A 24,069-nucleotide genomic window follows, 5' to 3' on the forward strand; every position below is an offset into this window, starting at 1 on the left:
GCCTCAGAAGTTCTGCTTGTAGCGGTCCATCCGCGCCTTGCGCCGGATGGCCGCGGCGCCGGCCTTGGCGTTCACGCACTCTTCCCCGCGATGGGCGCCGGACGCGCAGTCGACGACGATCTTGGCCGCCTCTTCGGGATGGGCCTCGAAGTAGGAAGCGCTGCGCGGCTGCGGCGAACAGGCCGCCAGCCCCAAGAGCGCTAGGAGGCCGGCGACCCGCGCGGTCATTGGAAGCCCTGACGGTAGAGCGCCATGCGCGCCTCCCGAGCCGCCGCCATGCGCTCGCGCTGGCGCTGGGCCTCCAATCGATCCTCCGCCGCCTGCGCCATGGCCAGGCCCTGAAGTCGCATCTGGTCGTTGGCGATCATCGCCTGCTCGGTGGTCGCGCGGGCCTGGATGTCGAGAACGGCGCGGGCGTTGGGGGCGGCGTCGATGGCCTGCTGCAGGGTCTGCAGGCCGGCAAGTCGCTGGCTGCCGGCTGTCGAGACGGCCTCGCCCAGCGCCAGGTCGCGCGCCGCCCGCATGCCGGCGGCGTCCAGATCGGCGCCGAGCGGATCGCCGGCCGGCGGGGTGTAGAGCCGATTGGCGTCGCGGATGGCGCCGGCGCGCGCGCCGATCGAGCCGAGACCCGATAGATCGCCCTTGGTCGCTGCAGCCAGCGCCGAGACGTCGGGCAGCATCTCCCGCAGCAACGGCAGGCCAAGTTGGCTGGCGATCTGACCGACGCCTGAAGCCTGGTTGAGGCTGTCGAACAGCTTCTCACCCTGCTTCACCTGGGTCTTCAGCTCGTTCAACTGATCCAGGGCGGTCTTGGCCTGCTCGATCAGTTTGAAGTAGGCGGCGGGGTCGTAGACGACCATCCCCGTGGCGTGGGCCGTGGTTGCGGCCAGGCCGAGGGCGAGCGCGGCTGTGGCCGCCCCAACGCGATGTCTGACGAGGCGGGTTTTCATCGGAGGAGCCTCCGTTCCTGATTAAAGGGTTCGAGCCACTGGGCGGGGTCGTCGCCATGGTTGGCGCGGATGCGGTCGAGCAGGTCGACCGTCTCGGTCCGGCCCGAGAGCACCGCCAATTCGTCATCCAGTCCGTCCAGCCGCAGTTCGGCGACGACGGAGTTGAGGCCCTGCTTGATCAGGAACTGGCGCGACTCAGGCGCCAGCTCCTCGCGGACCAGGGCGAACTCCCGACGTGTTAGGCCAAAGCCCTCGACATAGTCGCGCTCGGCGGCGTGGGCGTTGGGCAGGAAGATTTTGGTCGCGCACTGCTCCAGGATCGTGTGGGCGATGGGCGAGCGCAGGACGTCGGCGGGCGACTGAGTGCCGAAGACCATGAAGGCGTTCTGCTTGCGATAGGTCTTGAGGCCGTCCTGGGCCAGGCCGCGGAAGGCCTCGTCGCCCAGCGTCTTCCAGAACTCGTCGATGTCGATGACCAGCCGGCGGCCGTCCACCAGGGCGGCCAGCCGGTGGAACAGGTACATCATCATCGGCGTGCGGACCTCGGCGTTGTCCAGCACATGGGTCATGTCGAAGCCGAGGAAGCGGGCGTCGAGGCCGATCGCGTCGGCCTCGTTGTCCAGCACCCAGCCGAAGGCGCCGCCCCGGCACCACTTCTCCAGCCGGGCGCCGACGCCGCCGGCGTCGCGCTGGCCGAGCAAGGTCCGTAAAGCCGAAAGCGAGCGCTGCTCGGCCGGCAGCGGCCATAGCGCCAGGACAGCATCGTCGATGGCGCGCTCTTCCTGCACCGACAGCGGCCGGTCGCTGGCGCCCACGAGCTGGCGGACCAGCGCGCCGAGGAAGGCGCAATTGCTGGCGGACAACGTCAGCGCCTTGAATGGCGCGAAGCCGGATGGCTCGCCATTGCGCAGGGTCAGGTAGGTCCCGCCGCAGGCTCGGACGAAGATTTCCGCGCCCCTGTCCTTGTCGATGAACACCATCTGCGGCCCCAGCTTCTCGAGCTGGGCGAGCATGAAGTTCTGGACCACCGTCTTGCCCGAGCCCGACGGGCCGCAGATGAAGGTGTGACCGAGGTCCCCGACGTGGAAGTTGAAGTGATAGGGCGAGCCGGCCGAGGTGCGCAGTACCGCCACCGCCGCGCCCCAATGGTTGCCGTCCGCGCGGCCGGCCGGATGGGTGTGGAACGGCGCCAGGGCAGCGAAATTGCGCGAGGTGATCGCCGCCGGCCGGACACGGCGGCTGAAGTTCCCCGGAAACTGCGCCCAGAAGGCGGCCTCCAGCGCCAAGTCCTCGCGGGCGGTGACCAGGCCGGAGTCGGCCAGCATGGCGCGGGCCGCCGAGAGGTTGTTGGCCAGCGCGGGCGGATCGTCTCCGTAGACCAGGACCGAGGCCTGGTGGTCGCCCATGGCGAAGCGGCCGGACATCAGGTCGTCGAGGGCATCGCCGAGGCCGACGATCTGTGAGGCGGCCCGGTCCCGGGCCGACAGCATCTGGTTTTGTTTGCGCTCCATCACCGCTCGCGCGGCGGCCTTCGACAGGAAGCTGAACGACTGGCTGGCGACGAACGGAAAACGGGCCGAGAGCAGGCCGTTCCAGAGCCCAGGCCGGGTGACGGCCGGATATTCCTTGATCCCGAAGATTCCGGCGAACCGGGCGTCGGCGGCATCGCGGATCTCCAGCGCTTCACGGCCGAAGATCACCCGGGCGGTGTAGATCGCCGAGCCGAGATGGCCACGCACGAGCGGCACGCGCTCGCGCCGGCCGGTCAGCACCAGGCGCAGCACTTCCATGGGTTCGGAGAACCACAGGCCGTCGCGCTCATAGAGGCCCAGCGGCCGGACGCCGTAGCGGCCGAGGTATTGGGAAAGGTCGCGGCCGGCGTCTTCCAGCCGTTTGACCGCCTCGTCCTCGGCGTCGAGCATCGGCGTCTTGCGCGTGCGGGCGAACCAAGCCCCGGCGCGATCGGCGGCCTCGCGGCCGGGATGCAGCACCAGGGTCACGAACAGCTCGTTGACGAACATCCGCGTGGCGCCGAGGCGGGCGCGGTAGCAGCTGTCGAGATCGGCGGCGAAGGCCGAGCGGAAGCGGCCTTCGGGATAGCCATGGTGTTCGCGCCGGACCAGGTGATGCCAGACCGCCAGCCGGTCGTCGGCGAGGTTGCGCCAAGCGCCGTTCAGCTTAGCGTGCCAGTCGTTGAGGTCGCGAATGTCGGCGGTCTCGAAGCTGGCGCCGTCGAGTTGGAACGACAGCATCAGCGCCTGGGTGTCGAGTCCGATGATCCGGCCAGTGACATGCCGCGCATAGGGTAGCGCGGCGCGCGGATCGAGTTCGCGCAACAGGGCTGACGAGGCCGGCCGGGGTTGGAGGGCCAGGTTAGCCACGCAGCACCTCCTGCGCGGTGAAGCGTCGGCGAAGGGGCAGCGGCGTCAAGGAACTTCCGCCCCAGGCCGATCCGTTTCGGGCCCGACCCTTGGTGTCGATGAACATCCACAGCACCCGGAAGGCGTTGTGGTCGTGCTTGCAGACAGCCCGGAACACGACGTGCAGCACCGGGGCGATCAGCAGATAGAACGGCGAGTGCGCCGCCAGGAAGATGGTCGCCGAGACCATGAGGTTGAGACCCATGGCCTCCATCGGCACGCCGGCCACCATCGCCGGCCGCGTGCAGGCCAGGAACAGCGTGTCTTCGACCAGGCGCTCCTCGGGTTCGGTGGTCATGGCGTCAGCCTCCGCCCCCACCGCCGACAATCAGGTCGACGATGGCCGCCGCACTGAAGATCACGATGATCCCGACCACCACCGTGCCGGCCCGGCGCATGTCGAGATGCCCGAACATCCACGCGATGCCGGTGATGATGATCGCGATCACCGCCAGGCCGCGGATGACGTTGTTGTTGAGCAGGTCGATGATGTTCTGGATGAAGGTGCCGATGTTGCCGCCCACGGCCTGCGCATAGGCGGGCTCGGCGCTCGCCACGGCGAGCAGGGTCAGGCAGGCTAGCAGGCGGGCGCGGCGCGCGATCACTTCGGGTCTCCGTCAGGCGTGGGCGCAGGCGTCGAGATGAGGATGACGAAGCCGCCGCCGGTCGATTGGCCGAAGACATCCCAGGCGGGACGTGGAGGCGGGGGTTCGGTCGCTTCCGTCGACATCACCGGACCCGACTGGATCGCGGGCACGACGCGCGCCGCGGCGCTGACCACCTTGGCGACGTAACCGTTGTTGAATCCGCGCGCGGCGTCGCCGGTGTTGTACCGAGACAGCGCCACACGCAGCGCCTGCTGCTCGCCGACGACGGAAGCCTGGTCGGCGTCGTACCCGCCGCGCAGGATGCGCGCCGCCGCGGCGAGGTTGCGGCAGGGGTCGAAAGCGTCTTCGACGGTGAGGCCGAGCCAGGTGAGATTCTTGCTGTTGATCTGAGCGAGGCCGAGATCGACGCTGCGGCCGGCGGCGATCAGAGCCGAGGACTTCGCGACGGCTTCCGCCGGCGTCCTGGCTGTCACTACAACGCGCGGCTTGCCGTTCACGCCGATCGCCAACGGGTTCAACCCGCTCTCGACCTGGACGATCGACAACAACGTTTCCGGTGCGATTGCCGGCGCGCATTGCGCGGCGAGCGTCAGGGCGTCGGGCAGGTCCATCGGCATGAGCAGATCTCCAGACCGCAGGTTCGCGCAGCGGGGCCGTAGCGCCGACGCGTAAGCCTACGTGCCTGGACCACGTAAGTTTACGGCGTGGGGGATCGGAGAAGGCCGAGGTCGCGCGCCTTCAGGACGGCCTGGATGCGCGTCTTGACGCCGAGGTGCTCGCACACCTTGGCGATGTGGCCCTCGACTGTGCGGCCGGAGATGCCGAGGATTCCGCCGATGTCGCTAGCGCTCTTGCCCTCCTGAACCCAGGCCAGGCACACCAGCTGTCGCTCAGTGACCTGGCGGGGCGCAAACGATCTGACTTCGGAGGGCGCGGGATCGGGCGGGTCGGACTTGGTTTCCCAATTGGTTTCCCAAGACCGCGGCGGGCAGACACCAGTAGAGGACACGATACGCTTCCACCTTCAGATCGGCCGCTTCCAGCAGGCCGGAATGAACGTTCACAGCGTCGGGCCCCACATGCGATGCCGCGGCGACTCGCCAAAGACGCCGCGTCACGGGCGATTGCGCGCCAGAAGTGTTGCGGATGGCCCAGTTGTCCACAATCCGCAGGAATGCCGTCCGTCAACTTACGGAGTGCTAGAAGACTTCGATCAGCTTTAATTGGACAGCCCGCGCGACCGCATGGATCCGGGTGCGGACGCCAAGCCGCTCGCACGCTTCGCCGATGTGCTGATTGACGGTGCGAGGCGAGATGCCCAGACGCACCCCGATCTCCGGCGCACTTAACCCCGAGGCGGCCAGTTGCAAGCACACGAGCTGACGAGGGCTGAGCGCGTTACGAAAAACATCCTCAGACAACAGGACGGCTCGGATTTGGATCGCGAAGCGCTGGGCTCGACTTCGCCCTCATCCGTGCTCGTCCGCCGCGATCTGGTCCAGAATTTCATCGGCGATAATCTGGCCATTGCTCAACGTGATCTCGTGACCCATGTGCCGCGGCGCGACAATGCGGCTTCCCGAAATGCGCGCGGCGGTGTCGAAGCCATGAGCCAGAGGCAGCAAGGGGTCCTCCTCTCCGTGGATGACGAGGCACCGAGCGCGAATCCTGGAGAGCAGACGGTGTCGATCCCGATCGGCGAGGATCGCCGCGTACTGTCGCGCCGCGCCGCTGCCTAGCGGCCAGCCGTATGCCGTCGACTGCCCGACCCGGCGCTCAAGTTCCACAAGGTCGCCGTCTGTCAATGTCCCTGCGATGAGGCGGCGGAATCGCTTGGCTCTCTCCTCCGCGCTCGCCAAGCCATCAGGCCCCGCGTCGCGCGTGAAAGCAGCCAGGACGTCCTTGCGGGGACCGGGCAGGCCGGGCGCGCCCGAGGAAGACATGATCGATGTGAGCGAGAGAACCCGCTTCGGATGGGTGACGGCGATCCGCTGCGCGATCATTCCGCCCATGGAAGCGCCAATGAAGTGGGCCGACCCAATGTCCAAGGCATCCAACAGCGCCACGACATCCGCCGCCATGTCGACGAGGTCGTAGGGCGGCTTGGCTGGCGCCGGCAAACGCAGGGCTGCGCTGAGCCAAAGGCTTAGCAATGGCGGAGCGCCCAAATGATCCATTCGCGATGACCGACCGACATCGCGGTTGTCCAACCTGAGGAGGCGACAGCCGGCCCCGGCCAGTCTGTCGATGAAGTCCTCTGGCCAATCGACCAAGGTTTGTCCCAGGCCGTGGATCAGCACCACCGGCGCGCCGCAGGCCGGGCCATCATATCGATAGGCGAGGCGCATGCCGTTCGCCATTGCTTCCGATGTTGCGACGGCTTCGCTTCGGATAACTGCGCTCACGCCGCGACACCGAGCGGCCGAGTGATTTCAAGATCCGGCCGAACGTCGCAAGACCCCGTGCGAGAGGTCGCGTCGGGCGCCCGAATGTCGTCCAGGATCGCGGCAAGCCCTCGCAGGGCCGACTGATGTTCGTGGAGACTACGCGACTTCGTGTCGGCCTTTTCGACGAAACGCAGACCCTGCCATCGCTGGGCAAACCGCATAACGCCGTGCTTGCCGAGTTTGGCCATGACGCCTTCGGCATCACGCGCCTCGAACGCGGCCATCCGGGCCGACAGGTAGCCTGCACTCTCGAAGAGCGGCCCACCCCCGGTGCGTGCCTGCCCAAGTCCAGCAATGAACAGGCCCCTCCGCTTAGGACTCATCATCATGAGGAAGAGAACGGGAAGCCCATCCTCCCAATCGATAAGCCGATCTTCCGGCCACAGCATGGGAAGGGTGATCCGATAGCCGATGGCCCAGAGGATCAGATCATAAGCCTTGCGGGAGCCGTCGGCGAAGATCACCGAGTTCCCGTCGAAGCTGGCGATCTCGGGACGTACGCCAATCTCGCCGAGCCGAACTCGACGCAGAAGTTCCGTGTTGATGACGGGATGCGTCTCAAGGATGCCTTGACTCGGACGCGGCATCCCCCACCGTCGCAGGTCCCCGACCGCGGTGGCGTTGATGACGCGGGCGATGATCTTGTCGATCCAATCCCCGCGGATCGGCGACGCCTGCAGAAGGGTGTCGATCGGTCGGCCGGCAAAGGTCCTCGGGAAGAAATGGACCCCTTCGCGGATTGAGATGTCGGAGGTCACCCCGTGGTGCGAGGCATCCACGGCGGCGTCACAAGCCGTGTTGCCTGAGCCCACCACCAGCACACGCTTGCCCGCGAACTGATGGGGACTCCGGTAATGGCTCGACGGCATCGACTCGCCTGTCCATTCTCCGGGGTACGACGCGACCTTGGGCTCGGAATGGTGGCCGCAGGCGATGGTGACCGTGCGGCATCGGTAGGTCTCCCCGGCGGCCGTCTCGATACGCCAGCGCGCGCCATCCGCGTCCGACCCAATTGGGGAAACCCGCGTCACGGCGACATTGAAGCGGATGTTCGGCAGCAGATCGAAGGCTTCCGCATAGCTCCGGAAATAGCGCTGCATCTCAGATTTCGAGGGAAAATCCGGATAGCCGGCGGGCATCGGAAAATCGGGGAATCCGGTCGAATACTTCGACGAGATGATGTGAGCGGTCTCATAGGCGCCGGTGTGCCAAATTCCTCCGACGTCCGAGTTGCGATCAAGGCAGATCACTTCCTCGCCAAGCTCCATCAGCTTCTTGACGATTGGTAGCCCCTGGAACCCGGCCCCGATCACACAATGCGCGACGTACTCACCAATCATGGCGACCTCTAAATCAATTGCTTTAATCGTCACTAAAGCAGTTGATTTAGGCCGGCAAGCCGTGTCTTTGGCCCATATGGAAAAATCTGTTCAGAAGCAGACGGAAGGCGGAGGCGACGGTCGCGATCGGATCCTTGAGACCGCCATCGTTTTCTTCGCCGAGCATGGCATTCAAGGCGCGTCGCTACGGGCGCTTGGCCAGGCGGCGGGCCAGCGCAACACCGGGGCGATCCACTACCACTTCGGTGATCGAGACGCTCTGGTGACGGCTGTGTTGGCGCGCATTGTCGACGCCCTCAACGAGTCGCCGTCCGAAGCTCAGGTGCGAGCCCTGCAGCTGTCGCCGGCCGATGCAATGTCCGAACCGCTGCTGGGAATCGTCCAGTGGGCGTTCGTTCCGACGCTCACCCTGCCGCTACGCTACGAGTGGGGAGCCGCGGCCATAAAGCTTCTCGCTCGGATACTGTTGGGCGAGGCGCCGGCCGCAGCCAGAATTGTCGATGACATGCTGGCCGATGGCGCCGCCGAATTTGTTAAACAGCTCCGTCAGCATCTGGCCGATCTACCCGAGATGGTCCTGCTGGAGCGCATCGAGTATGCCTTCGTGAACGTGGTGTTCGGCATGGCCGCCGTGCCGTATCTGAAGATCAACCGCCGGACGGATAGCCCCGGCTGGCACGGAACGGCGGTGAACAACCTCCTTGCCTATGTGGCCGCAGGCTTGGCGGCGCCAGCGCCAAGACGATTGGCCGGTTGAAGGGTCTGCCATGGAACCCGAACGCCAGCATGTGCGCCCCAAGCTGGTCCTGAGCCTCAAGTTGGCCGCGACCGCAGTGGTCGCCTATCTGTTGGCTATTCCGTTTCTGCAGCCCCAGGCGGGCGATGGTGTCCTCGGCGAAGTGAACGCGCTGGGCCGAGGACCAGCGGCAGCTGTGGTGCTCGCTTTCCTTTGCCTTGTGGCCCTCTACTGCCGATCCCTCGAACGCTGCCTTGCGCTGGTCAGGCCGTCGTGCCGCGCCGCCGCGCCCCGGTCCGTCTGGCTGATGTTCCTGCTGCCCTACAACTTCATCGAGGACTTTTTCATCATCCATCATGTGGCGCGGTCGATCCGCGCCGAGGCGGCGCTCAACATTCGCTTGAGCCACTTGAGGGGATATGGCGCCATCAGCGGGTTCGGTTGGTGCGCCGCGCAGATTGTCTCGCTCTGGCCGAGCCAGGTCGGCGCAGCGGCCGGCTTCGTCGCGCTGCCGCTGTGGCTCTGGCACTGGCTCTTCGTGGTCCGGGTCAATCGCCGACTAGCTCGCCAATTCTAGTTTGCACGCAGCAGGGGCCCGATCGTCTCGGCGACGCGTTCGCCGGAACGGATTGCGCCATCGATATAGCCGATCCAACGATCTGATGTTTCGGTGCCTGCCCAGTGTATGCGGCCGACCGGCGCCGTCAGAGCGGGGCCGAACGCCGTGAGCACGCCGGGACCGGCGACGGAGACATAGCCCCCGCGTTGCCACTGCGCGTTGGGCCATACCTGCTCGGCGTAGTCGATCGGATGGCGGGCCCGATCTCCAAGATAGGTCGCCAGATCGTCCAAGACCTGGGCGCGCCGCTCCGCAGCGGGCCGATCCGCCCAGGCCTGGGCCGGCCCCCCGTCGAAGAAGCCGACCAGTCCGCCCAACTGTGAGCCCGGGAAGCTCTTGTCCAACCAGGGGCCGGTGGGGATCTTGTCGGAGGTGATCAGGCCGCTCAGGCCTTCCTCGCGCCAGAAGGGCGTTTCGTAGGCCAGCAGAATCTTGATCACGGACCCCAGCGGCATGCGCTGACTGAGACTGTCTCGCAGGGCCGGCATCGGCGGCTCATAGGCGATGCGGGCGGCCATGGCAGGCGGGGCCGTCACGACCACGTACCTGGCGGTCCAGGTCGCGGAACCGCTGCTGACCTGGACGGTGTCGGAATCCTGGCGGATCGCATTCACCGGGCTGTTGAGCAGGATCCGGTCGCCTAGCCCCTCGGCCAGCTTCGCAGCGAGTTGCCAGACCCCGCCGTCGAAGACGCTGTCCTGGGCCCCGCCGCGCGTGCCGATCAGGGGGGCAAACCCGCCGGCCGACGCCGCATAGTTGGCGAAATAGAGCATCGAGATCTGGCCCGGCTCCACCGAATAGACCGCCCGGGTCAGGAACCGAAAGAGCGCTCGAGTCGGCTCGGACTGCGTGGCGACGCCAAGCCAGGTTTCGACCGTCTGGGCATCCAGTTGTGCGGCCAACGGCGAAGTCCACGGAGCGGTCGGGTCGAGCCCTTGGGTCAGATCGTCGATCATGCCGGTCACGCGCCCGAACTCCGCGAGATCGTCGGGTTCGAGCATCGGGATTTCGCCGGCGTATCGGACCTGCTGTCCCGCCACATCCATGATGTTCTGACCGTCGACGTACTGCAGCGAGGTCTTGACCTGAAACTCTTCGGCCAGCTTGAGCAGATCGAGCTGGGTTGGTCCGACCCACTGACCGCCCAGATCGACGGTGTGCCCGGCGATCGTGCCAGGCATCGTCCGGCCACCCACCCGATCGTCGGCTTCGAGCACCACGACAGCCGCGCCCGCCTCGACCAAACGACGCGCGGCAGTGAGGCCGGAGAAACCCGCCCCAACGATGACGACATCCACTCGTTTGGCGGTGCTTCCATCGACTCCAGACGGGCGGGCAATGTCCACCTGCTGTTCCATCGCCCTGTTCCCTTCGCGTCTTGCGCTCCCTCGCCAAGCAGCCCTGGAGCCTTTACGGTACGCGTACTATAATCGGGTGAGGATGTGGCGCGGTCAAGCGGGGACCACCCCTTGGTCCGCCGGACGCGCGCCACGATCCACCTCCGGGCGCGCGGACTAAAAGCGAAAGGGTGAGCCGTGAAGGATCAGGTCAGGATAGATTGGTCGTACGCGGGAAGAGCGGACTACAGCGCCGGCACGGGCGCTACGCCCGCAGAACGGTTCCTACCGATCGCGGCCGGCCTGGCCTTGGCGCTCTGGCTCGGGCTCGACCTTTGGCGACCGCAGACTCCATGGGGTTGGGGTGCCTGGGCCCTGGGGCTCATCATCGCGTTCGACGTTGGTGGCGGCGCCGTGGCCAACAGCCTGAACTCCTGCAAGCGGTTCTACGGCACGCCGCCGGAACCCGATGCAGGCTTGGCTTCTCGCCTCCTGAAGAACCATCTCCTGTTCGCCATGCTTCATGTCCACGCGCTGGCCGCATGGATGGTCTGGGCGCCGGCCAGCTGGATCGTCGGGCTGGGCTGGTATGTGCTCTTGATCCTCGCGACGTCGATCACCCTGGCGACGCCGCTCTATCTTCGACGGCCCGTGGCCCTGGCGCTGGTCGGCGTCGCCGTCGTCTTGAACGGCCTGCCGTCGGCGAGCTTGCCTCACCTGGCCTGGCTGCAGCCGCTTCTGTTCCTCAAGATCGTCCTCGGCCACGCCGTTCGTGAAGAGCCCTATCGGCCCTAGCGCCTACAGCTGCGAGAGTAGCGGCGCCGCCGAGCGCGCGGCGGTGACGGCGTCAGCCTGCCAGGGTGTAAGCGCCTGGCCGGGTATCCCGTCAAAGATCTGAGCGAAGACGTCGGCGCATCCGCTGGACACTCCCGACATCTCCTCAATGACGGCCAGGCCGCAGAAGGGCGTGTATTCAGCCGAGTACCCTCCCTCGTGAATGGCGACGAGCCGCCCTCCGCAGAGCCGTTCGGCCAAGTCCATCATCCGCACGGTCATGGCTCTGAAATGGGTCGAGGTCAGCATCATGTGGGCGAGCGGATCCATCAGCGACGCATCGAACCCGCACGCAATGATGATCAGCTCCGGGCGAAACGCCTCCAGGGCGGGAACCACGATCTGGTCGAGGGCGTGGAGATAGGCCCCGCCCCCGGAGCCCGGGGGCAACGGGCAGTTGATGTTGTAGCCCAGACCGGCCTCCCGACCACGGTCGGCAGCTGCGCCGCGGCCCATCGGATAGAGTCCGTCCTGGTGGAGGGATATCGTCAAGACCGAAGGGTCGTCCGCGAAGATGGTCTCGGTTCCATTGCCGTGATGGACATCCCAATCGACGACCGCGACGCGGCGCAGACCCAGGCGGGCCTGTGCGTCGCGGACGGCGATGGCGATATTCCCGAAGATGCAAAAGCCCATTCCTCGATCGGGTTCGGCATGATGCCCCGGTGGCCTGACAAGGGCGTAGGCATTGCGCGCGCCCCCTTGCAGGACGGTCTCGACCGCGGCGATCGCCCCGCCTGCTGCGAGTTGGGCGGCCTCGAACGACCCGGGGCCGACCAGGGCGACCTCTCCGGCGTCACCGCCCTCTGCGTTCGATAGAGCCTGGACTTTGTCGACATAGGCGGGCGTATGGACGCGCTCAAGCGCCGCACGGCCGGCCGGCGCGGGGGTCAGACGCATGAGTTCATCGGTCACGGCGTAGCCGTCCAACAGGTTCTTAAGCCGTCGCTTCGTTTCGGGGTTCTCAAAATGCACGCCGGGCTGCCAGCGCGTGCGGCTTGGAAGGATGGCGGTCGATGGCCCGACATCGTGCCAGAGGCAGCGTTCATGGAAGACGAAGCAAGTGGTCACGTCAGACCCTCCAATATCGTACGCGCACGATATTTTGAGCCTGTTCCTCGCGCAACGGGACATAAGGGCGGCAGTCGCCGTCCGCACACGGCGTTGCCGGACCGTATGGATGGGTTTTCTGGTGCGCGTACGAAATGTATGCGCTGCGTTCCAAGCCCGCGGCGTCAATGAGGGCGGAATGGGAGTTTGCGCCGCCAGGCGCAGGCCTTACGAGTGGTTCGGACAGGAACTTGAGGGACGAATCCTTGGCGTCCGAAACGGTGGGGAAGCGCGTAAGGCGAGGCCGCGACGAAGGCGAGCGACTGCGCCAGCGTCTGCTGGATGCGGCCCGCACGCTCTTCGCCACGAACGGCTACGAGAGCGTCTCCATCCGTAAGATCGCCGAGCGGGCGGGCTGCCCGACCATGACCTTCTACGGCTATTTCAAGAGCAAACGCGCGCTCCTACGTCACCTCTGGGATGACGTCTTCGCTGAACTTGAAGCCTACGCCGTCGCGGCGGCGAACACTGAGCAGGCCGCCCCGAAGCGCCTGGCTGCGATCGTTCGCGGAATGATCGACTTCTGGCTTGAGCAGCCCGACAGCTACAGAATCGTCTTCATGAACCAGGACGTCGCGGAGGCGGACGACGACCAGTTCTACGTGGTTCAATTCGACGTCAGGAAGCGGTTCGCCCTGATGGAAAGCGTGATCGAGATGGGCAAGGCGGACCTGTCCTTCAGGGACATCGACACCGAAGTGCTTTCCCAGGTCCTAGTGACCACCACGATCGGCGTCGTTCACGCCCTGATCACCATCCCCGAGTTGCCTTGGCGGCGCGAGGAGCTCATCACCACCAACATTGAGCTGCTCCTTCGCGGCCTGAGCCGATAGGCCGCCGCAACGACGCGACGCGTTCCTGCCCTACCTCCTATCGACGCCCGGGTACTCGACCTGGGTGGCTACCCACCTTGCCGTCTTCTCGCCGTATCGGGCGGAGATGTCGGCCAACGCGTGATCGAGGGCGGCAAAGCCGCCGTAGTTCGCCGAGGTCGCCAGGGTGTGCGAAACCTCCGCCTTCGCCGGCAGGTCGGGAAGGAGCTCAACGCCGTGGTTCGTCCTGACCGGCGCGTCCGCGAGCGTCAGCGCTTGGGATCGATAGGTCCGGGAGTAGGCATCCGCCCTCAAGGCGAGGGCGACGTCGTCGACCCCGCTGGAGACCGGAATGCCCAGCTTCTCGTGCTTCCAGAACGCAAGCTTGTTCCCCGTAATCGTCGGCAGGTTGGGCTGCAGGGAGAACATGCCGCTCTGGTAGGTGGGGCTCCAGTCGGGCACGTTCAGGGCCGCGGCCACCTCGCGAGCGCGATCCCGCCCCGCAATGGCCTCCACCAGGGCCAGGGAGATCGGGGCCGATGCGGTCACGCCGGTCGTCGTCACAACGCCTCGGTCGACGACATAGCGGCGATGAGGAACCCAGCGCATGGTCGGGTTCTGCTTCTGCAGGCCCTCGACGTCGAACCAGTGTCCGGTCGCGGCGCGATCTTTCAGCAGGCCGGCGTTCGAGATTACCTGCGCGCCGCTGCAGATGGCGACGATCGTCGCGCCTTTTGCCGACTGCTTCTGGATCCAAGCGACCACCGCAGGATCGTCCGCGCGGTGCATCGCCGGCACGATAACGTAATCGGCGCCATCCGGATAATGCGCGTCGAAATCGGCGATGCTCTGATCGACGCGGATCTTCAGCGCAGGCATCAGGGTCAGCGTTCCACGGGACACGCCAACGGCGAAAACATCCGCCGCCTTGGACTCCCTCAGCACCGCGAGCGGCAGCAGGAAGTCCGTCGTTTCGCTGCCGTCGTTCGCGCCGAGGACCGCGACGACCGGGCGCTGGCGTTTGGGCGGGCGGAGTCCGGCGAGGGTGACGGCGTACTCGCTCTCCGAGACCGCGGCCGGAGGGGTCTTCGGCTCGCCAGCGTCCGAGGCGGCGGCAGCAACGCAGCCTGATGCGAACAAGGCGGCCACGACGGCGGCAAGGGCGAGGGTGCGTGACAACGGAGATGCTCCTGTTTCTTCAGGAGAGTCTCGCGGCTCTCGCCCTTGGCGGAAACGCCGAATGCCTCTCACATTCCGCCAAGCCTTGCACGGCCGTGCGGCGATCAGGCCGCGTATGGTCCCGCGCCCCGCCGGCCGAAGCGCTGGCGATACTCGCCGGGCGTGATCTTCAGCCGGCTCGAGAACACCCGGTGGAGGGCGGCGACACTTCCGAAACCCGCGCGCTCCGCGACCCGGGCCAGAGGCCAATCAGAGGTTTCGAGGATTGCCTTTGCCCGATCGATCCGTGCTTGTTCGACGAAGGCCGCCGGCGTGACGCCTGTCTCCTGGCGGAATGTCCGGGCAAAGGTGCGTTCGGACATGCCCGCCCGTGCGGCCAACTCCGGCACGCGCAGATCCTGGGCGGGCTGCTCTACGATCTCGGCGACGAGCTGTCGAAGCTTCGGCGCCGCTGCCGCTAGCGCTTTGAGCCCCGCGCTGAACTGCGTCTGCCCCCCGGGCCGGCGCATGAAGAGCACCAGGTTGCGAGCGACGGCCAAGGCGAGTTCCGGGCCGCAATCCGCTTCCACTAGCGCGAGCGCAAGATCCAAGCCGGAGGTGACGCCGGCAGATGTGTAGATGGGCGGGTCGGCCACGAAGATTGCGTCAGGCTCGAGCTTGATCGAGGGTCGAAACGTCTTGAGATTCTCGCAAGCGGCCCAGTGAGTGGTCGCACGCCGATCGTCGAGTAGCCCGGCGCCCGCGAGCACGAAGGCACCGCTGCACACGCTTGCCATGCGCGGCGTTCGTCTTGCCCGGTCGCGCACCCAGTCCACGAGCCAGGTTGATTGAAGGGCGCGCAGCGTCGCCTCTTCGCCTCCCCCGACGATGATGGTGTCGACCTCCGCCGGCAGGTCCTTCAACGCCGTTGCGCCGGCCAGCACGATCCCGGAACTGCAGACCAGGTCGCCACCGTCAGGTGAGGCCAGGATGACCTCATAGCGAGGTCGGGAAGAGAACCTGTTGGCCATGGAGAACACCTCCATCGGCCCGACGACATCGAGAGCCTGCACGCCCCGGAAGCCGACAAACACGACCGTCTTCACCCGTCCTCCGACCATTGCGGCTCTCACGACCTTCACCGCAGGGCGGCAGAATGCTGGCAGATATAACACATTCTGCCATCCGCGACCGACCATGCTTCGGCGGGACGCCTCTTGGTGAGGGCATACTCGCCCCAGGGCGCCTTCTCCATCAGGTCATCGCCGTGCCAAGGCGCGAGGTCCGCGGGCAGCGGTGGACTGGCGATGGCCGAAATTGCGAGCCCTTTGTCCGCGCGCTCGCCGCCCGTCGCTGGAATGCTGGAAGACTTGGAGGGCTTCATGCGACGTCTCGTTCTCATCGCCGGCGTAGGCGTGGTGGCAATCGTCGCCGCCGTGTCCGGGGCCGTGCTCGTCCTGATCCCGCCGCGCCTTCCGGCGCCGCCGCGCACCGACATCGTCATCAGTGACGTGACGGTGCTGAATCCGGGCGTCGATCGAGCCGAGCACCAGACGATCACCGTCCGCGCGGGGCGCATCCAGTCGATCCGCGCCACGGCGCCGGGCGATCCCTCGCCAGTCTGTCCCGGCTGCATTGCAATCCCGGGGCTGATCGATGCCCATGTCCACACGCCAACGCCGATTCTGGTCGGCATCCAGCAACTGTTCGGTCTTCAATATCTGGCCCATGGCGTGACCAGCGTGCGCGACATGGGGGCGGCCGACGACAGTGTCCGGACATGGGCTGAACGCCTGAATGCGGGGCGCGAAGGCGGGCCGCGCGTCTCCCGGTGCGGTCCGGTGCTGGACGGCGAGGATCGCCTGTGGCCGTTCGCCTTGGCGGTCGGCAATCCGAACGAAGGCCGCGAGGCGGTCCGCAGAATTACGGCCGAGCCCAGCGATTGCGTGAAGGTTTACAGCCACCTGGACGCGGCGACGTTTGGGGCGATCGCCGAGGCGGCGGCAGAGGCACGGCTTCCGCCGGTGGGCTACTTTCCGCACGGGGTTGGATTGGCGAGCGTCAGAGAGATGGAGGTCCAGCATCTGACGGGCTTCCCGTACCTGCACCGCAAGCCGCTCTGGAGCAGCGACATAAACCCGGCGGACCTGCCCGAGATGCCCAGCGAGGAGATCGCCGAGGCGGTGAATATGGCGAAGGCTCAGCACTTGAGCATCGCGCCGACGATTTCGACCTATCGGGCGAGGCTGACCGCCAGCGACCGGGTACGTTTTCCGCCAACCGCGGCCGCGGGGATGCTTCCAGACATCTGGGCCCAGGCTTGGCCCGGCCTTGTGCCCCACCCGGAAGGCCAGCAGGCCATTCATAAGCATCTGGCCTCGGTCGGAGCCGTCCAGAGGATCAGCGACGTTGCCAGGCGCCAAGGCATCGAGGTCCTAGCCGGCAGCGACACATTGATGCCCTGGGCTGTCCCTGGGGATGCGCTGTTGAACGAGGTCGACGAGTTGGCGACGGCGTTCGGAAGCCCGGAAGCCGCGTTGCATTCTGCCACCGTCGTGAACGGCCGCCACATGAAGGCCCATGAGACCGGGATCCTGCAGCCGGGATTGCGCGCGGACATCCTGCTTCTGGGCGAGGACCCGACCAAGGACCTGGGCGCGCTGCGGCGTTGGCGGATCGTGATCGCCGACGGCCGGCGATACGATCGGGCCCTCGTCGATCGATGGCTGGCCAGCTATCGCCGCCACTTTCGATCACCGGCCTACAACGCCTTGTTCAGGCCCGTCGGCTGGTTCGTGGAACGGCAATACAAGTCCGACCTCGCGACCAAATCATAGGACCGGACGACGGGGGGCGAGGACCGCTTCCCGCCAAAAGCACGGGCTGGCGGCACCTCATGCGGAGTTCCGGGAAGTCTACCGCCTCATCAAGGGATCTAGCGCCATGAACGCCGACGAGGAATTCGACATCATCGTCTATGGGGCCACCGGCTTCACCGGCCGGCTGGTCGCGGAGTACCTGAACGCCACCTACGGGGTAGGCGCCGAGGTCAAGTGGGCCATGGCCGGGCGCAGCGCCGAAAAGCTCGCCCGCGTACGGGACGAGATCGGCGCACCGGAGCAGACGCCCCTGGTGGTAGCCGACGCCTCCGATCCGGCCTCGCTTAACGCCATGGTCGGCCGGGCCCGGGCGATCCTGACCACGGTGGGTCCCTACCAGCTCTATGGTTCGGATCTGGTGGCGGCCTGCGCGGCGGCGGGGACCGACTACCTGGATCTCTCGGGCGAGCCCAACTGGATGGCCCAGACGATCGCCGCCCATGACGGGACGGCGAAACGGACCGGCGCGCGGATTCTACATTCCTGCGGCTTTGACTCGGTCCCCTTCGAGCTGGGGGTCTATTTCGTCGAGAAGTTGGCCCGGACGAACTTCGGGCATCCGGTGGCGCGGGTGAAGGGGCGCGTGCGCTCCATGCTCGGCGGCATGTCCGGCGGCACCGCCGCGACCGGCAGGGCCACAATGGAGGCCATCGGGAAGGATCCCGGGCTGATGATGCTGATGTTCAGCCCCTTCGCCCTCACGCCTGGATTCCAGGGGCCGGAGCAGCCCGGCGGCGATCAACCTGTCTACGACGACGACCTGGGCGCCAATGTCGGGCCGTTCATGATGGCGATGATCAACACCAAGAACGTCCACCGGTCCAACCTGCTGCAGGACCACGCCTACGGAGCCGACTTCGTCTACGACGAGATGATCGCGCTGACCCCGGATACGCCGGTCGAGTTCCCGGATCTCGAAGGCGCCGCCGGGCCGCAACCGGGCGAAGGGCCTTCGAAGGAAGAGCGGGAGGCCGGCTTCTACGACCTGCTGTTCATCGGCATCGACAAGGACGGCCGTCAGGTGCGTGGCAGTGTCCATGGCGACAGGGACCCAGGCTACGGTTCGACCTCGAAGATCATCGCCGAGACGGCGGTCTGTCTGGTGAAGGAAGGTGCGTCCGCGCCTGCCGGCGTCTCGGTGCCCGGCGCAGCGCTCGGGCAGAAGCTCATCGACCGACTCCAGAGGAACGCCGGTCTAGCGTTCAAGGACGAGACGGCCTGACGCTTTGGGCGGGCCGAGGCGGCCTGCATCGCCTGGCTGGCGGAGCGCCTTCTAGGGCGATCAGGAAGCTGGAAGGCTGGCGCCTCTGGCGGTCCGCCAGTTGATGATCGCCCGAATGCGGTGCTGCGCTCGCGCGTCGATCGGATAAATCCAGATCAGCGGCACGGTGCATAGGGCCAGAACCATCGGGGCGAGAACGCCGACTGATACGAGCGCGGCTTGAGCCGGCACCGACATCGCCTGTTCAGGCGTGAAACCCAGGACCTTCAGCGCCGGTAGGGCGATTCCGACGCCCACCGCCTCCGAGAGCTTCTGACCCACCCCCCAGACGGCGATGAACAGCGCCCCACGTTGGCTGCCGCTTTTCAGCCAGTCGAGGTCTATGACGTCGGCCGCCATCGACGCACCCAGGATGAGCGGGCCGGAATAGGCGAACCCGGTCGCGACCTGGAGACAGGTGTAGCTGACGACGTCGCCTGGCGGAATGAACGGCATCAACGCCAGGAACGCCGCATTCCAAACCGCCGCCACGGCGAGCGCGCGGTGCTTTCCCAGCTTCGCGCCTAGCCAGACCCAAAATGGCGCGCCCACCAGCGCGGCCACGAAGAACACGAAGATCATGACGTCGGCTTCCGCGGGCAACCGCGCGCGGTAGGTGTAGAAGGCGATGGTCGTGGTCTGGTTGATGCCGTTGCCGAGGGCGGACACCACTCCGGCCGCGAGCAGTACGAGAAAGGGCTTGTTGGCCAAGAGCGCCGCATTGTGGCGATGGCCGGGAGACGCCTGTGCCGCTGGACGTTCGCCAACCCGCCAGATCAGGATCAGGGCAGCGATCGGCAGCAAGGCCACGGTCAGCCAGGTGAAGGCCGTGACATCGGCTTTCATGGTCGCGACGCGATCCAGTGGGGTATCAGCGCCGAAGAATAGCGGCGCCGTCACCGCCAACAGCAAACCGACAACGCTCATCGATTCCCGATAGCCGACGATGCGCGATCGCTCGTGGTAGTCTTCGGACATCTCGGCCCCCCACGCGCCGTACGGCACCGTGATCAGCGACCAGCCGACGTAGAAGACCAGGGCCCAGACAAAGAGGTAGCTCAGGGTCGCGTCGTCCGGGGGCATGAAGAGCCGCCAAGTCCCCAGCATCATGACCGGGGTTCCCATCGCGATCCAAGGTTTGCGCCGAAATCCGAGCACGCCGTCGCGGTCGCTGAGCCAGCCGACCAGGACGTCGACGACGACGTTGACGATACGCGCGGCCATCAGGGCCAGCCCCACCCCGACGAGGTCCAATCGCACATGGTCCGTGTATAGGGGCGCCAGGTAGAGCGCGATGGGCAGTCCGGCACAGGCGAGCGGCAGGGTTATGAGGCTGTAAGCGATCAGCGAGACCAGAGGCAATCGCTCGCCACGACTAGACGAATGGGACAATGCTCACCTGATTTTCTGGAAGAACCGCGCCGGGAGGCGCGACGGGACGCGCCTCCCGGCGGGATCATTTCGTCGTCAGAATCTGAAGCCGACCGCGACCGAGACTTCACGGGGTCGCAGGGTGAAGACGTTGGTGGCCAGTCCGTTGGCCGGATCGGTGAGGTAGTGGCCGGTGATGTTGTCGGCGTCCAAAAGGTTGCTGACCGCGGCCCGGAGGTAGAGTTCGCTGGATGTCGGACGCACTTCGACAAAGGCGTTGAGGACCTGCCAGCCCTTGATCCGGTCGATGGGGTCGTTGAAGATTCGTCCCCAGAACGCCGAGCGCGCGCTGTAGTCGATGCGCGCCAGATAGGTCAGGCGGCCGGCGGAACCGCTTTTCTGGATACCGAGATTGAGGTTCCAGTCCGGCGAGTTCGCCAACTCGCGGCCCTTCAGGCTCACCGGGTTCCCCGGAGATAGATTGAGCGCGCGGCTCGAGCAGCTTCCGAACGGCTGCCCGCCCAGAAGATTCGCCAGCTGGGCGGTGGTGGCGATGCAGTTACCACCGACGGTCGCCGAGAACGGACTGTTGTCCTTGACCGTAACGAACCCCGGCAGACCGCCCGTCGGGTCCCGGGGGTTGATGCTCATCGTATCGCCGACTTCCGTGTTCAGGTGAGACACCGAGAAGTCGATCTGGAAGCCATGCTCCAGCTTGAGAACGCCCTCGGCCTCAAGGCCCCAGATCTTGGCGTCCACATTCTCGTTGAGGATCGTCTGGTTGAGGCTCTTGGAGATCTGGAGCCCGTTGTAGTCGTAGTGGAACGCCGTTGCGTTGAGCCAAAGCCGTTCGCCGATCCGGGTCTTCACGCCGGCTTCGAATGCGTCGATGAACTCGGGTTCGAACCATGCCGGCACGCCTACGTCCGGCCCGTCGGGATTGAAGCCGCCGCCCTTGTAGCCCCGCGAATAAAAGCCGTAGACCAGGGTCTCGCCGTCCCGATCGAACGCCGGCTTCCAGTCGAAGCCGGCGCGCCCGGTCCAGGCCTCGGTCTTCGCCGTGTTGGAGACGAACGGCGTCTCTTCGAGCAACATGCTGCGGTTCACCTGTGCCTTACGGTCCTGCGTCCAACGCAGGCCACCGGTGAGCTTCAGGTTGTCGGCCAGCTTGAAGTAGACCTCCCCGAACGCGGCGTAGGACGAGAGATCGCTGACCGGCGTCTCAAGCCGGAAGAACGGCGGCGTCGCCCCGCCAAAGACCGCTGATGCCGAATCGAGCACGTTGGATATCGAGTAGAAGTCCTCCTCGCTCTTGTAGTTGAGGTAGAAGAGCCCGGCAGTGAAGTTGAACCTCCCGTCGAAGTCCGACGTCATCCGGGCTTCCTGAAGCCACTGCGAGCTCTTCGAAGTTCCGCGTTCGAGCGTGTAGGGCCTGCCGAAAGCGCCGATCGTGTTGCCGCCGACACTGCCCAGATTGGTCGGGTCGGGTGCGCTGGTCGGGATCACGCCGGTCGGAAAGATCGGAACGGGCGTGAACTGTCCGGAGGCAACGAGGAAATCGTCGTCCGTCGTGTACTCCCCGCGCGCTTCGCGGAAATTCGTCAGCAGATCGAAGGTCAACGACCCGAGTTGTTGCTGGATACCCAGCGTGACGTTGACCGTCCGGTTGTCCACGCTGGGGTCGAAATCCATCGCGACTTCCCGGTAGCTGGCCGGCGTCAGGCTGTCCTTGAACGGGTCCGTCCCAACGGGAACGATCGCCTGGACGCCGCGGACGGCCCGCGAAGTGTCCAGCGATGCCAAGGCTCCGGCCAGCGTTCCGCGGAAGTTCGGCGCCTCGAATGCCAGACGGTCTGATAGACACCCCAGATTGCCGACCGGATCCCTGTGGCAGAGCCGCTTGGTCGCCGTCATGCCGCTACCACGCGCCCTCGAATAGCTGCCGATGAGGTCGATGTGGGTGGAGGCGGTTGGATCGAAAGACCAGCTGCTACGCACCGCGACCAGTTCGCCGCCGTTGATCCGGGAACCGGTGTAGAGATTGCGTACCCAACCGTCTTCGCGCGCCGCCCGAAATGCCAGGCGCGTGGCGGCGTTGTCGCCGAGCGGCAGGTTGAGCATCCCTTCCCCTGACCAGCCGTCGAACGAAGCGGCTCCCACCTCGAAGGCCCCCTCCAGGTCGGGACCAGGCTTTGCCGAGACGATATTGATGGCGCCGCCGGTGGCGTTTCGCCCAAACAGCGTGCCCTGCGGTCCGCGCAGGACTTCGACGCGATCCAGGTCGAAGAACTCTCCGCCGGTAGTGTCGCCCTGGATGAAGGCGCCGTTTGAATGAAGGGCGACCCCGGAGTCGGCGCCGTCGCCGATCACCGACCGGCCGATGCCCCGTATAGAGAAGTTCGCGCCGCCGAAATTCGTGTCCGTGTAGCTGAGGTTGGGCACCATCAGTTGCAGGTCCGTGGCGGAGGTCATCTGCCTGGCGTCCAGTTGGTCCTGGCTCAGAGCGGTCACCGCGATGGGAACCTCGCTCAGGCGTTCCTCCTTGCGCTGCGCGGTCACCACGATCTCATCGACGGCGAAGACGCTTCCGGGATCCGCCTGGGCCCAGCATGCGGCGGGAACCGCCAATCCGAAGCCGACGGTCGATATCGCCAGCGTGCGCAGGCTTGCGCCCCATAGTCCGTGCATTTTTCTCTCCCCACTTTTTCTGTTGTTCTTGCAGTCTCAGGCGACGCCGAGCGCGCGCTCCCACTCCGACAAAGTGCGATCCAGCCGTTCGGCCAGATCGTCGATTTCGGTCTCGGTGATGACGAAGGGCGGGCTGATCCACATCGGCAGTCCGCGCTCGAAGCGAGCGGTGCGACGGGGCCCGTAGAGGGAGCTGTACAGCACCAGGCCGTTGTCCAGCCCCTTGCGCTGGAACAGGCGCTCGGCGCCCTGGCCGCGATCGAAGAACCCGCCTCCGGCCGGATCGACCAATTCGAGCACCATGAAGAGGCCCCAACCGCGCACCGCCGCCACGGTAGGATGAGCAAGCAGACGCTCGGCGTGAGAGAAGAGCCGTCGCCCCATGGCCGCCGACCGTTCTACCAGGTGGTCGTCATGAAGGATGCGGATCACGGCGGAGCCCGCCGCGCACGCCGCGGCATGGCCGCCGTGCGTGAAGCCGTGGATGAAGTGGGTCTTCGTCTCGAAGGGCTCGGCGACCCTGGCGTTCACGGCGACCGCCCCGAGCGGGAGGTAGCAGGCCGACAGACCCTTGGCGAAGGTCATCAGGTCGGGGACGACCCCGAAGTGATCCATGCCGAACCAGCGGCCCGTCCGTCCGAAGCCGGTGACGACCTCGTCGGCGATGAACAGGACATCGTGCTCGTCGCAGATCCGGCGGATCTCATGCCAATAGCTGGCCGGCGCGACTTGCCCGTAGTCCGCGCCCGATCCATGCGGCGTGGCGATGAAGGCGGCTATGCTGGCCGCGCCTTCATAGTGGATCAGGGTCTCGAGTTCCCGGGCGCAGACCAGCGCCCACGCCTCCCGGTCGAGGTACTCGGGCTTGCGGGCGTCACTGTACTGCTGGACGTGGGGCCACCGAGGCATCATCGGCTCGAAAGGTCCCGCCGAACCTGGCGATCCCGACAGCGCCTGGGTGGCGAGCGTCATGCCGTGATAGCTGTCGTAGCAGCTGACGATCTTGTGCTTGCCGCTCGCCCCACGCGCCAAATGGTACTGACGGGCCAGCTTGATGGCGGTCTCGACGGCTTCCGAACCACCTGACACCAGATAGACCTTGTCCAAGCCTTCGGGGGTGACCTCCGCAATGTCGCGGCACAGATCGGCCCGTGGACCATTCGCAAGCGCGGGGTGGCAGTAGCTGAAGCGTTGCATCTGCTCGGTCACCGCCCGGATGACCCGCGCATCGCCATGACCGAGATTGACCGCCATCGGCCCGCCGGAGGCGTCGAAGTAGCGGCGGCCCGCAGTATCGAAGACATAGACCCCCTCCGCCTTGGCGATCTCCACCTCCAGGGCGTGATGCGCGAGCACATGACCCCAGCGATCGGCTCCAGTCGTCGCATGCAAGACGGTTTGATCGACCGACATATCGTCCACCCCCGATGTCATAAAAATAACATCTGTTATTATTAAATGAAGGCGAGCGAGGCCACTGTCAAGCTGCGACGCCGACC

The 24,069-nt window shown here is 66.1% G+C and carries 24 protein-coding genes; 6 read left to right on the plus strand and 18 right to left on the minus strand.

Annotated features, from left to right (window positions below; all coding sequences use genetic code 11):
* Positions 1-3: 3 nt before the first annotated feature.
* The 10 genes from AC07R7_RS15120 to AC07R7_RS15165 form a co-directional block, all read right to left on the minus strand.
* Positions 4-228 carry an EexN family lipoprotein gene (locus AC07R7_RS15120; RefSeq protein ID WP_494635726.1) on the minus strand — a complete coding sequence of 75 codons (225 nt, stop codon included), beginning with the start codon at positions 226-228 and terminating at the stop codon, positions 4-6.
* Complete coding sequence (locus AC07R7_RS15125) at positions 225-950, minus strand: TrbJ/VirB5 family protein (protein WP_494635727.1); 726 nt, start codon at positions 948-950, stop codon at positions 225-227. Before AC07R7_RS15125 ends, AC07R7_RS15120 begins: the two co-directional genes overlap by 4 nt.
* Complete coding sequence (locus tag AC07R7_RS15130; protein WP_494635728.1) at positions 947-3,331, minus strand: VirB4 family type IV secretion/conjugal transfer ATPase; 2,385 nt, start codon at positions 3,329-3,331, stop codon at positions 947-949. Before AC07R7_RS15130 ends, AC07R7_RS15125 begins: the two co-directional genes overlap by 4 nt.
* Positions 3,324-3,668, minus strand: a complete 345-nt coding sequence (locus tag AC07R7_RS15135; RefSeq protein WP_494635729.1) for a VirB3 family type IV secretion system protein — start codon at positions 3,666-3,668, stop codon at positions 3,324-3,326. The genes AC07R7_RS15130 and AC07R7_RS15135 overlap by 8 nt, the downstream gene beginning before the upstream one ends.
* Before the next feature lie 4 nt (positions 3,669-3,672).
* Positions 3,673-3,975 (minus strand): TrbC/VirB2 family protein, encoded by a 303-nt coding sequence (locus AC07R7_RS15140; RefSeq protein ID WP_494635730.1) that lies wholly within the window; start codon positions 3,973-3,975, stop codon positions 3,673-3,675.
* Positions 3,972-4,595 carry a lytic transglycosylase domain-containing protein gene (locus AC07R7_RS15145; RefSeq protein WP_494635731.1) on the minus strand — a complete coding sequence of 208 codons (624 nt, stop codon included), beginning with the start codon at positions 4,593-4,595 and terminating at the stop codon, positions 3,972-3,974. Before AC07R7_RS15145 ends, AC07R7_RS15140 begins: the two co-directional genes overlap by 4 nt.
* Positions 4,596-4,675: 80 nt before the next feature.
* A complete protein-coding gene (locus AC07R7_RS15150; RefSeq protein WP_494635732.1) occupies positions 4,676-4,987 on the minus strand; it encodes a LuxR C-terminal-related transcriptional regulator in 312 nt (103 codons plus the stop codon).
* A 190-nt stretch (positions 4,988-5,177) separates the two neighbouring features.
* Positions 5,178-5,399, minus strand: a complete 222-nt coding sequence (locus tag AC07R7_RS15155; protein ID WP_494635733.1) for a helix-turn-helix domain-containing protein — start codon at positions 5,397-5,399, stop codon at positions 5,178-5,180.
* A gap of 48 nt (positions 5,400-5,447) precedes the next feature.
* The gene (locus AC07R7_RS15160; protein ID WP_494635734.1) at positions 5,448-6,326 is read right to left on the minus strand and encodes an alpha/beta fold hydrolase; all 879 of its coding nucleotides are present in this window, start codon (positions 6,324-6,326) and stop codon (positions 5,448-5,450) included.
* Between the two features lie 53 nt (positions 6,327-6,379).
* Positions 6,380-7,765 carry a flavin-containing monooxygenase gene (locus AC07R7_RS15165; RefSeq protein WP_494635735.1) on the minus strand — a complete coding sequence of 462 codons (1,386 nt, stop codon included), beginning with the start codon at positions 7,763-7,765 and terminating at the stop codon, positions 6,380-6,382.
* Here AC07R7_RS15165 and AC07R7_RS15170 point away from each other — a divergent pair.
* Together AC07R7_RS15170 and AC07R7_RS15175 are read left to right on the plus strand one after the other, a co-directional pair.
* Positions 7,764-8,522 (plus strand): TetR/AcrR family transcriptional regulator, encoded by a 759-nt coding sequence (locus tag AC07R7_RS15170; RefSeq protein ID WP_494635736.1) that lies wholly within the window; start codon positions 7,764-7,766, stop codon positions 8,520-8,522. The genes AC07R7_RS15165 and AC07R7_RS15170 overlap by 2 nt on opposite strands.
* Before the next feature lie 10 nt (positions 8,523-8,532).
* Positions 8,533-9,078 (plus strand): hypothetical protein, encoded by a 546-nt coding sequence (locus tag AC07R7_RS15175; protein ID WP_494635737.1) that lies wholly within the window; start codon positions 8,533-8,535, stop codon positions 9,076-9,078.
* Here AC07R7_RS15175 and AC07R7_RS15180 read toward each other — a convergent pair.
* The gene (locus AC07R7_RS15180; RefSeq protein ID WP_494635738.1) at positions 9,075-10,478 is read right to left on the minus strand and encodes a flavin monoamine oxidase family protein; all 1,404 of its coding nucleotides are present in this window, start codon (positions 10,476-10,478) and stop codon (positions 9,075-9,077) included. The genes AC07R7_RS15175 and AC07R7_RS15180 overlap by 4 nt on opposite strands.
* Before the next feature lie 177 nt (positions 10,479-10,655).
* On the opposite strand from AC07R7_RS15180, the gene AC07R7_RS15185 reads away from it, so the two are divergent.
* Positions 10,656-11,252 (plus strand): hypothetical protein, encoded by a 597-nt coding sequence (locus tag AC07R7_RS15185; protein ID WP_494635739.1) that lies wholly within the window; start codon positions 10,656-10,658, stop codon positions 11,250-11,252.
* Between the two features lie 3 nt (positions 11,253-11,255).
* On the opposite strand, the gene AC07R7_RS15190 is transcribed toward AC07R7_RS15185, so the two are convergent.
* The gene (locus AC07R7_RS15190; RefSeq protein ID WP_494635740.1) at positions 11,256-12,362 is read right to left on the minus strand and encodes a class II histone deacetylase; all 1,107 of its coding nucleotides are present in this window, start codon (positions 12,360-12,362) and stop codon (positions 11,256-11,258) included.
* A 134-nt stretch (positions 12,363-12,496) separates the two neighbouring features.
* On the opposite strand from AC07R7_RS15190, the gene AC07R7_RS15195 reads away from it, so the two are divergent.
* Complete coding sequence (locus tag AC07R7_RS15195) at positions 12,497-13,234, plus strand: TetR/AcrR family transcriptional regulator (RefSeq protein WP_494635741.1); 738 nt, start codon at positions 12,497-12,499, stop codon at positions 13,232-13,234.
* A gap of 30 nt (positions 13,235-13,264) precedes the next feature.
* Here AC07R7_RS15195 and AC07R7_RS15200 read toward each other — a convergent pair whose 3' ends face one another.
* The 3 genes from AC07R7_RS15200 to AC07R7_RS15210 form a co-directional block, all read right to left on the minus strand.
* Positions 13,265-14,392, minus strand: a complete 1,128-nt coding sequence (locus AC07R7_RS15200) for a DJ-1/PfpI family protein (protein ID WP_494635742.1) — start codon at positions 14,390-14,392, stop codon at positions 13,265-13,267.
* A 104-nt stretch (positions 14,393-14,496) separates the two neighbouring features.
* Complete coding sequence (locus AC07R7_RS15205) at positions 14,497-15,477, minus strand: GlxA family transcriptional regulator (protein WP_494635743.1); 981 nt, start codon at positions 15,475-15,477, stop codon at positions 14,497-14,499.
* Positions 15,478-15,509: 32 nt separating this feature from the next.
* Positions 15,510-15,755, minus strand: coding sequence for a hypothetical protein (locus AC07R7_RS15210; protein ID WP_494635744.1), 246 nt, complete (start codon positions 15,753-15,755; stop codon positions 15,510-15,512).
* Here AC07R7_RS15210 and AC07R7_RS15215 point away from each other — a divergent pair.
* A complete protein-coding gene (locus AC07R7_RS15215) occupies positions 15,754-17,208 on the plus strand; it encodes an amidohydrolase family protein (protein ID WP_494635745.1) in 1,455 nt (484 codons plus the stop codon). The two genes, AC07R7_RS15210 and AC07R7_RS15215, sit on opposite strands and share 2 nt — an antisense overlap.
* Before the next feature lie 106 nt (positions 17,209-17,314).
* Positions 17,315-18,472, plus strand: a complete 1,158-nt coding sequence (locus AC07R7_RS15220) for a saccharopine dehydrogenase family protein (protein WP_494635746.1) — start codon at positions 17,315-17,317, stop codon at positions 18,470-18,472.
* A gap of 60 nt (positions 18,473-18,532) precedes the next feature.
* Here AC07R7_RS15220 and AC07R7_RS15225 read toward each other — a convergent pair whose 3' ends face one another.
* The 3 genes from AC07R7_RS15225 to AC07R7_RS15235 form a co-directional block, all read right to left on the minus strand.
* Positions 18,533-19,873 carry an MFS transporter gene (locus tag AC07R7_RS15225; RefSeq protein ID WP_494635747.1) on the minus strand — a complete coding sequence of 447 codons (1,341 nt, stop codon included), beginning with the start codon at positions 19,871-19,873 and terminating at the stop codon, positions 18,533-18,535.
* Between the two features lie 105 nt (positions 19,874-19,978).
* The gene (locus AC07R7_RS15230; RefSeq protein ID WP_494635748.1) at positions 19,979-22,570 is read right to left on the minus strand and encodes a TonB-dependent receptor; all 2,592 of its coding nucleotides are present in this window, start codon (positions 22,568-22,570) and stop codon (positions 19,979-19,981) included.
* A gap of 36 nt (positions 22,571-22,606) precedes the next feature.
* Positions 22,607-23,983: an aminotransferase family protein gene (locus tag AC07R7_RS15235; protein WP_494635749.1), complete on the minus strand. Its 1,377-nt coding sequence runs from the start codon at positions 23,981-23,983 to the stop codon at positions 22,607-22,609.
* Between the last annotated feature and the right edge of the window lie 86 nt (positions 23,984-24,069).

This window comes from Caulobacter sp. GW821-FHT05F04, from assembly GCF_059419665.1.

Coding starts and splice junctions, on each gene's coding strand:
- AC07R7_RS15120 (WP_494635726.1), bottom strand. CDS start 228: ATGACCGCGCGGGTCGCCGGCCTCCTAGCGCTCTTGGGGCTGGCGGCC.
- AC07R7_RS15125 (WP_494635727.1), bottom strand. CDS start 950: ATGAAAACCCGCCTCGTCAGACATCGCGTTGGGGCGGCCACAGCCGCG.
- AC07R7_RS15135 (WP_494635729.1), bottom strand. CDS start 3,668: ATGACCACCGAACCCGAGGAGCGCCTGGTCGAAGACACGCTGTTCCTG.
- AC07R7_RS15145 (WP_494635731.1), bottom strand. CDS start 4,595: ATGCCGATGGACCTGCCCGACGCCCTGACGCTCGCCGCGCAATGCGCG.
- AC07R7_RS15160 (WP_494635734.1), bottom strand. CDS start 6,326: ATGCGCCTCGCCTATCGATATGATGGCCCGGCCTGCGGCGCGCCGGTG.
- AC07R7_RS15170 (WP_494635736.1), top strand. CDS start 7,764: ATGGCGACCTCTAAATCAATTGCTTTAATCGTCACTAAAGCAGTTGAT.
- AC07R7_RS15165 (WP_494635735.1), bottom strand. CDS start 7,765: ATGATTGGTGAGTACGTCGCGCATTGTGTGATCGGGGCCGGGTTCCAG.
- AC07R7_RS15175 (WP_494635737.1), top strand. CDS start 8,533: ATGGAACCCGAACGCCAGCATGTGCGCCCCAAGCTGGTCCTGAGCCTC.
- AC07R7_RS15180 (WP_494635738.1), bottom strand. CDS start 10,478: ATGGAACAGCAGGTGGACATTGCCCGCCCGTCTGGAGTCGATGGAAGC.
- AC07R7_RS15195 (WP_494635741.1), top strand. CDS start 12,497: ATGTATGCGCTGCGTTCCAAGCCCGCGGCGTCAATGAGGGCGGAATGG.
- AC07R7_RS15215 (WP_494635745.1), top strand. CDS start 15,754: ATGCGACGTCTCGTTCTCATCGCCGGCGTAGGCGTGGTGGCAATCGTC.
- AC07R7_RS15210 (WP_494635744.1), bottom strand. CDS start 15,755: ATGAAGCCCTCCAAGTCTTCCAGCATTCCAGCGACGGGCGGCGAGCGC.
- AC07R7_RS15220 (WP_494635746.1), top strand. CDS start 17,315: ATGAACGCCGACGAGGAATTCGACATCATCGTCTATGGGGCCACCGGC.
- AC07R7_RS15230 (WP_494635748.1), bottom strand. CDS start 22,570: ATGCACGGACTATGGGGCGCAAGCCTGCGCACGCTGGCGATATCGACC.
- AC07R7_RS15235 (WP_494635749.1), bottom strand. CDS start 23,983: ATGTCGGTCGATCAAACCGTCTTGCATGCGACGACTGGAGCCGATCGC.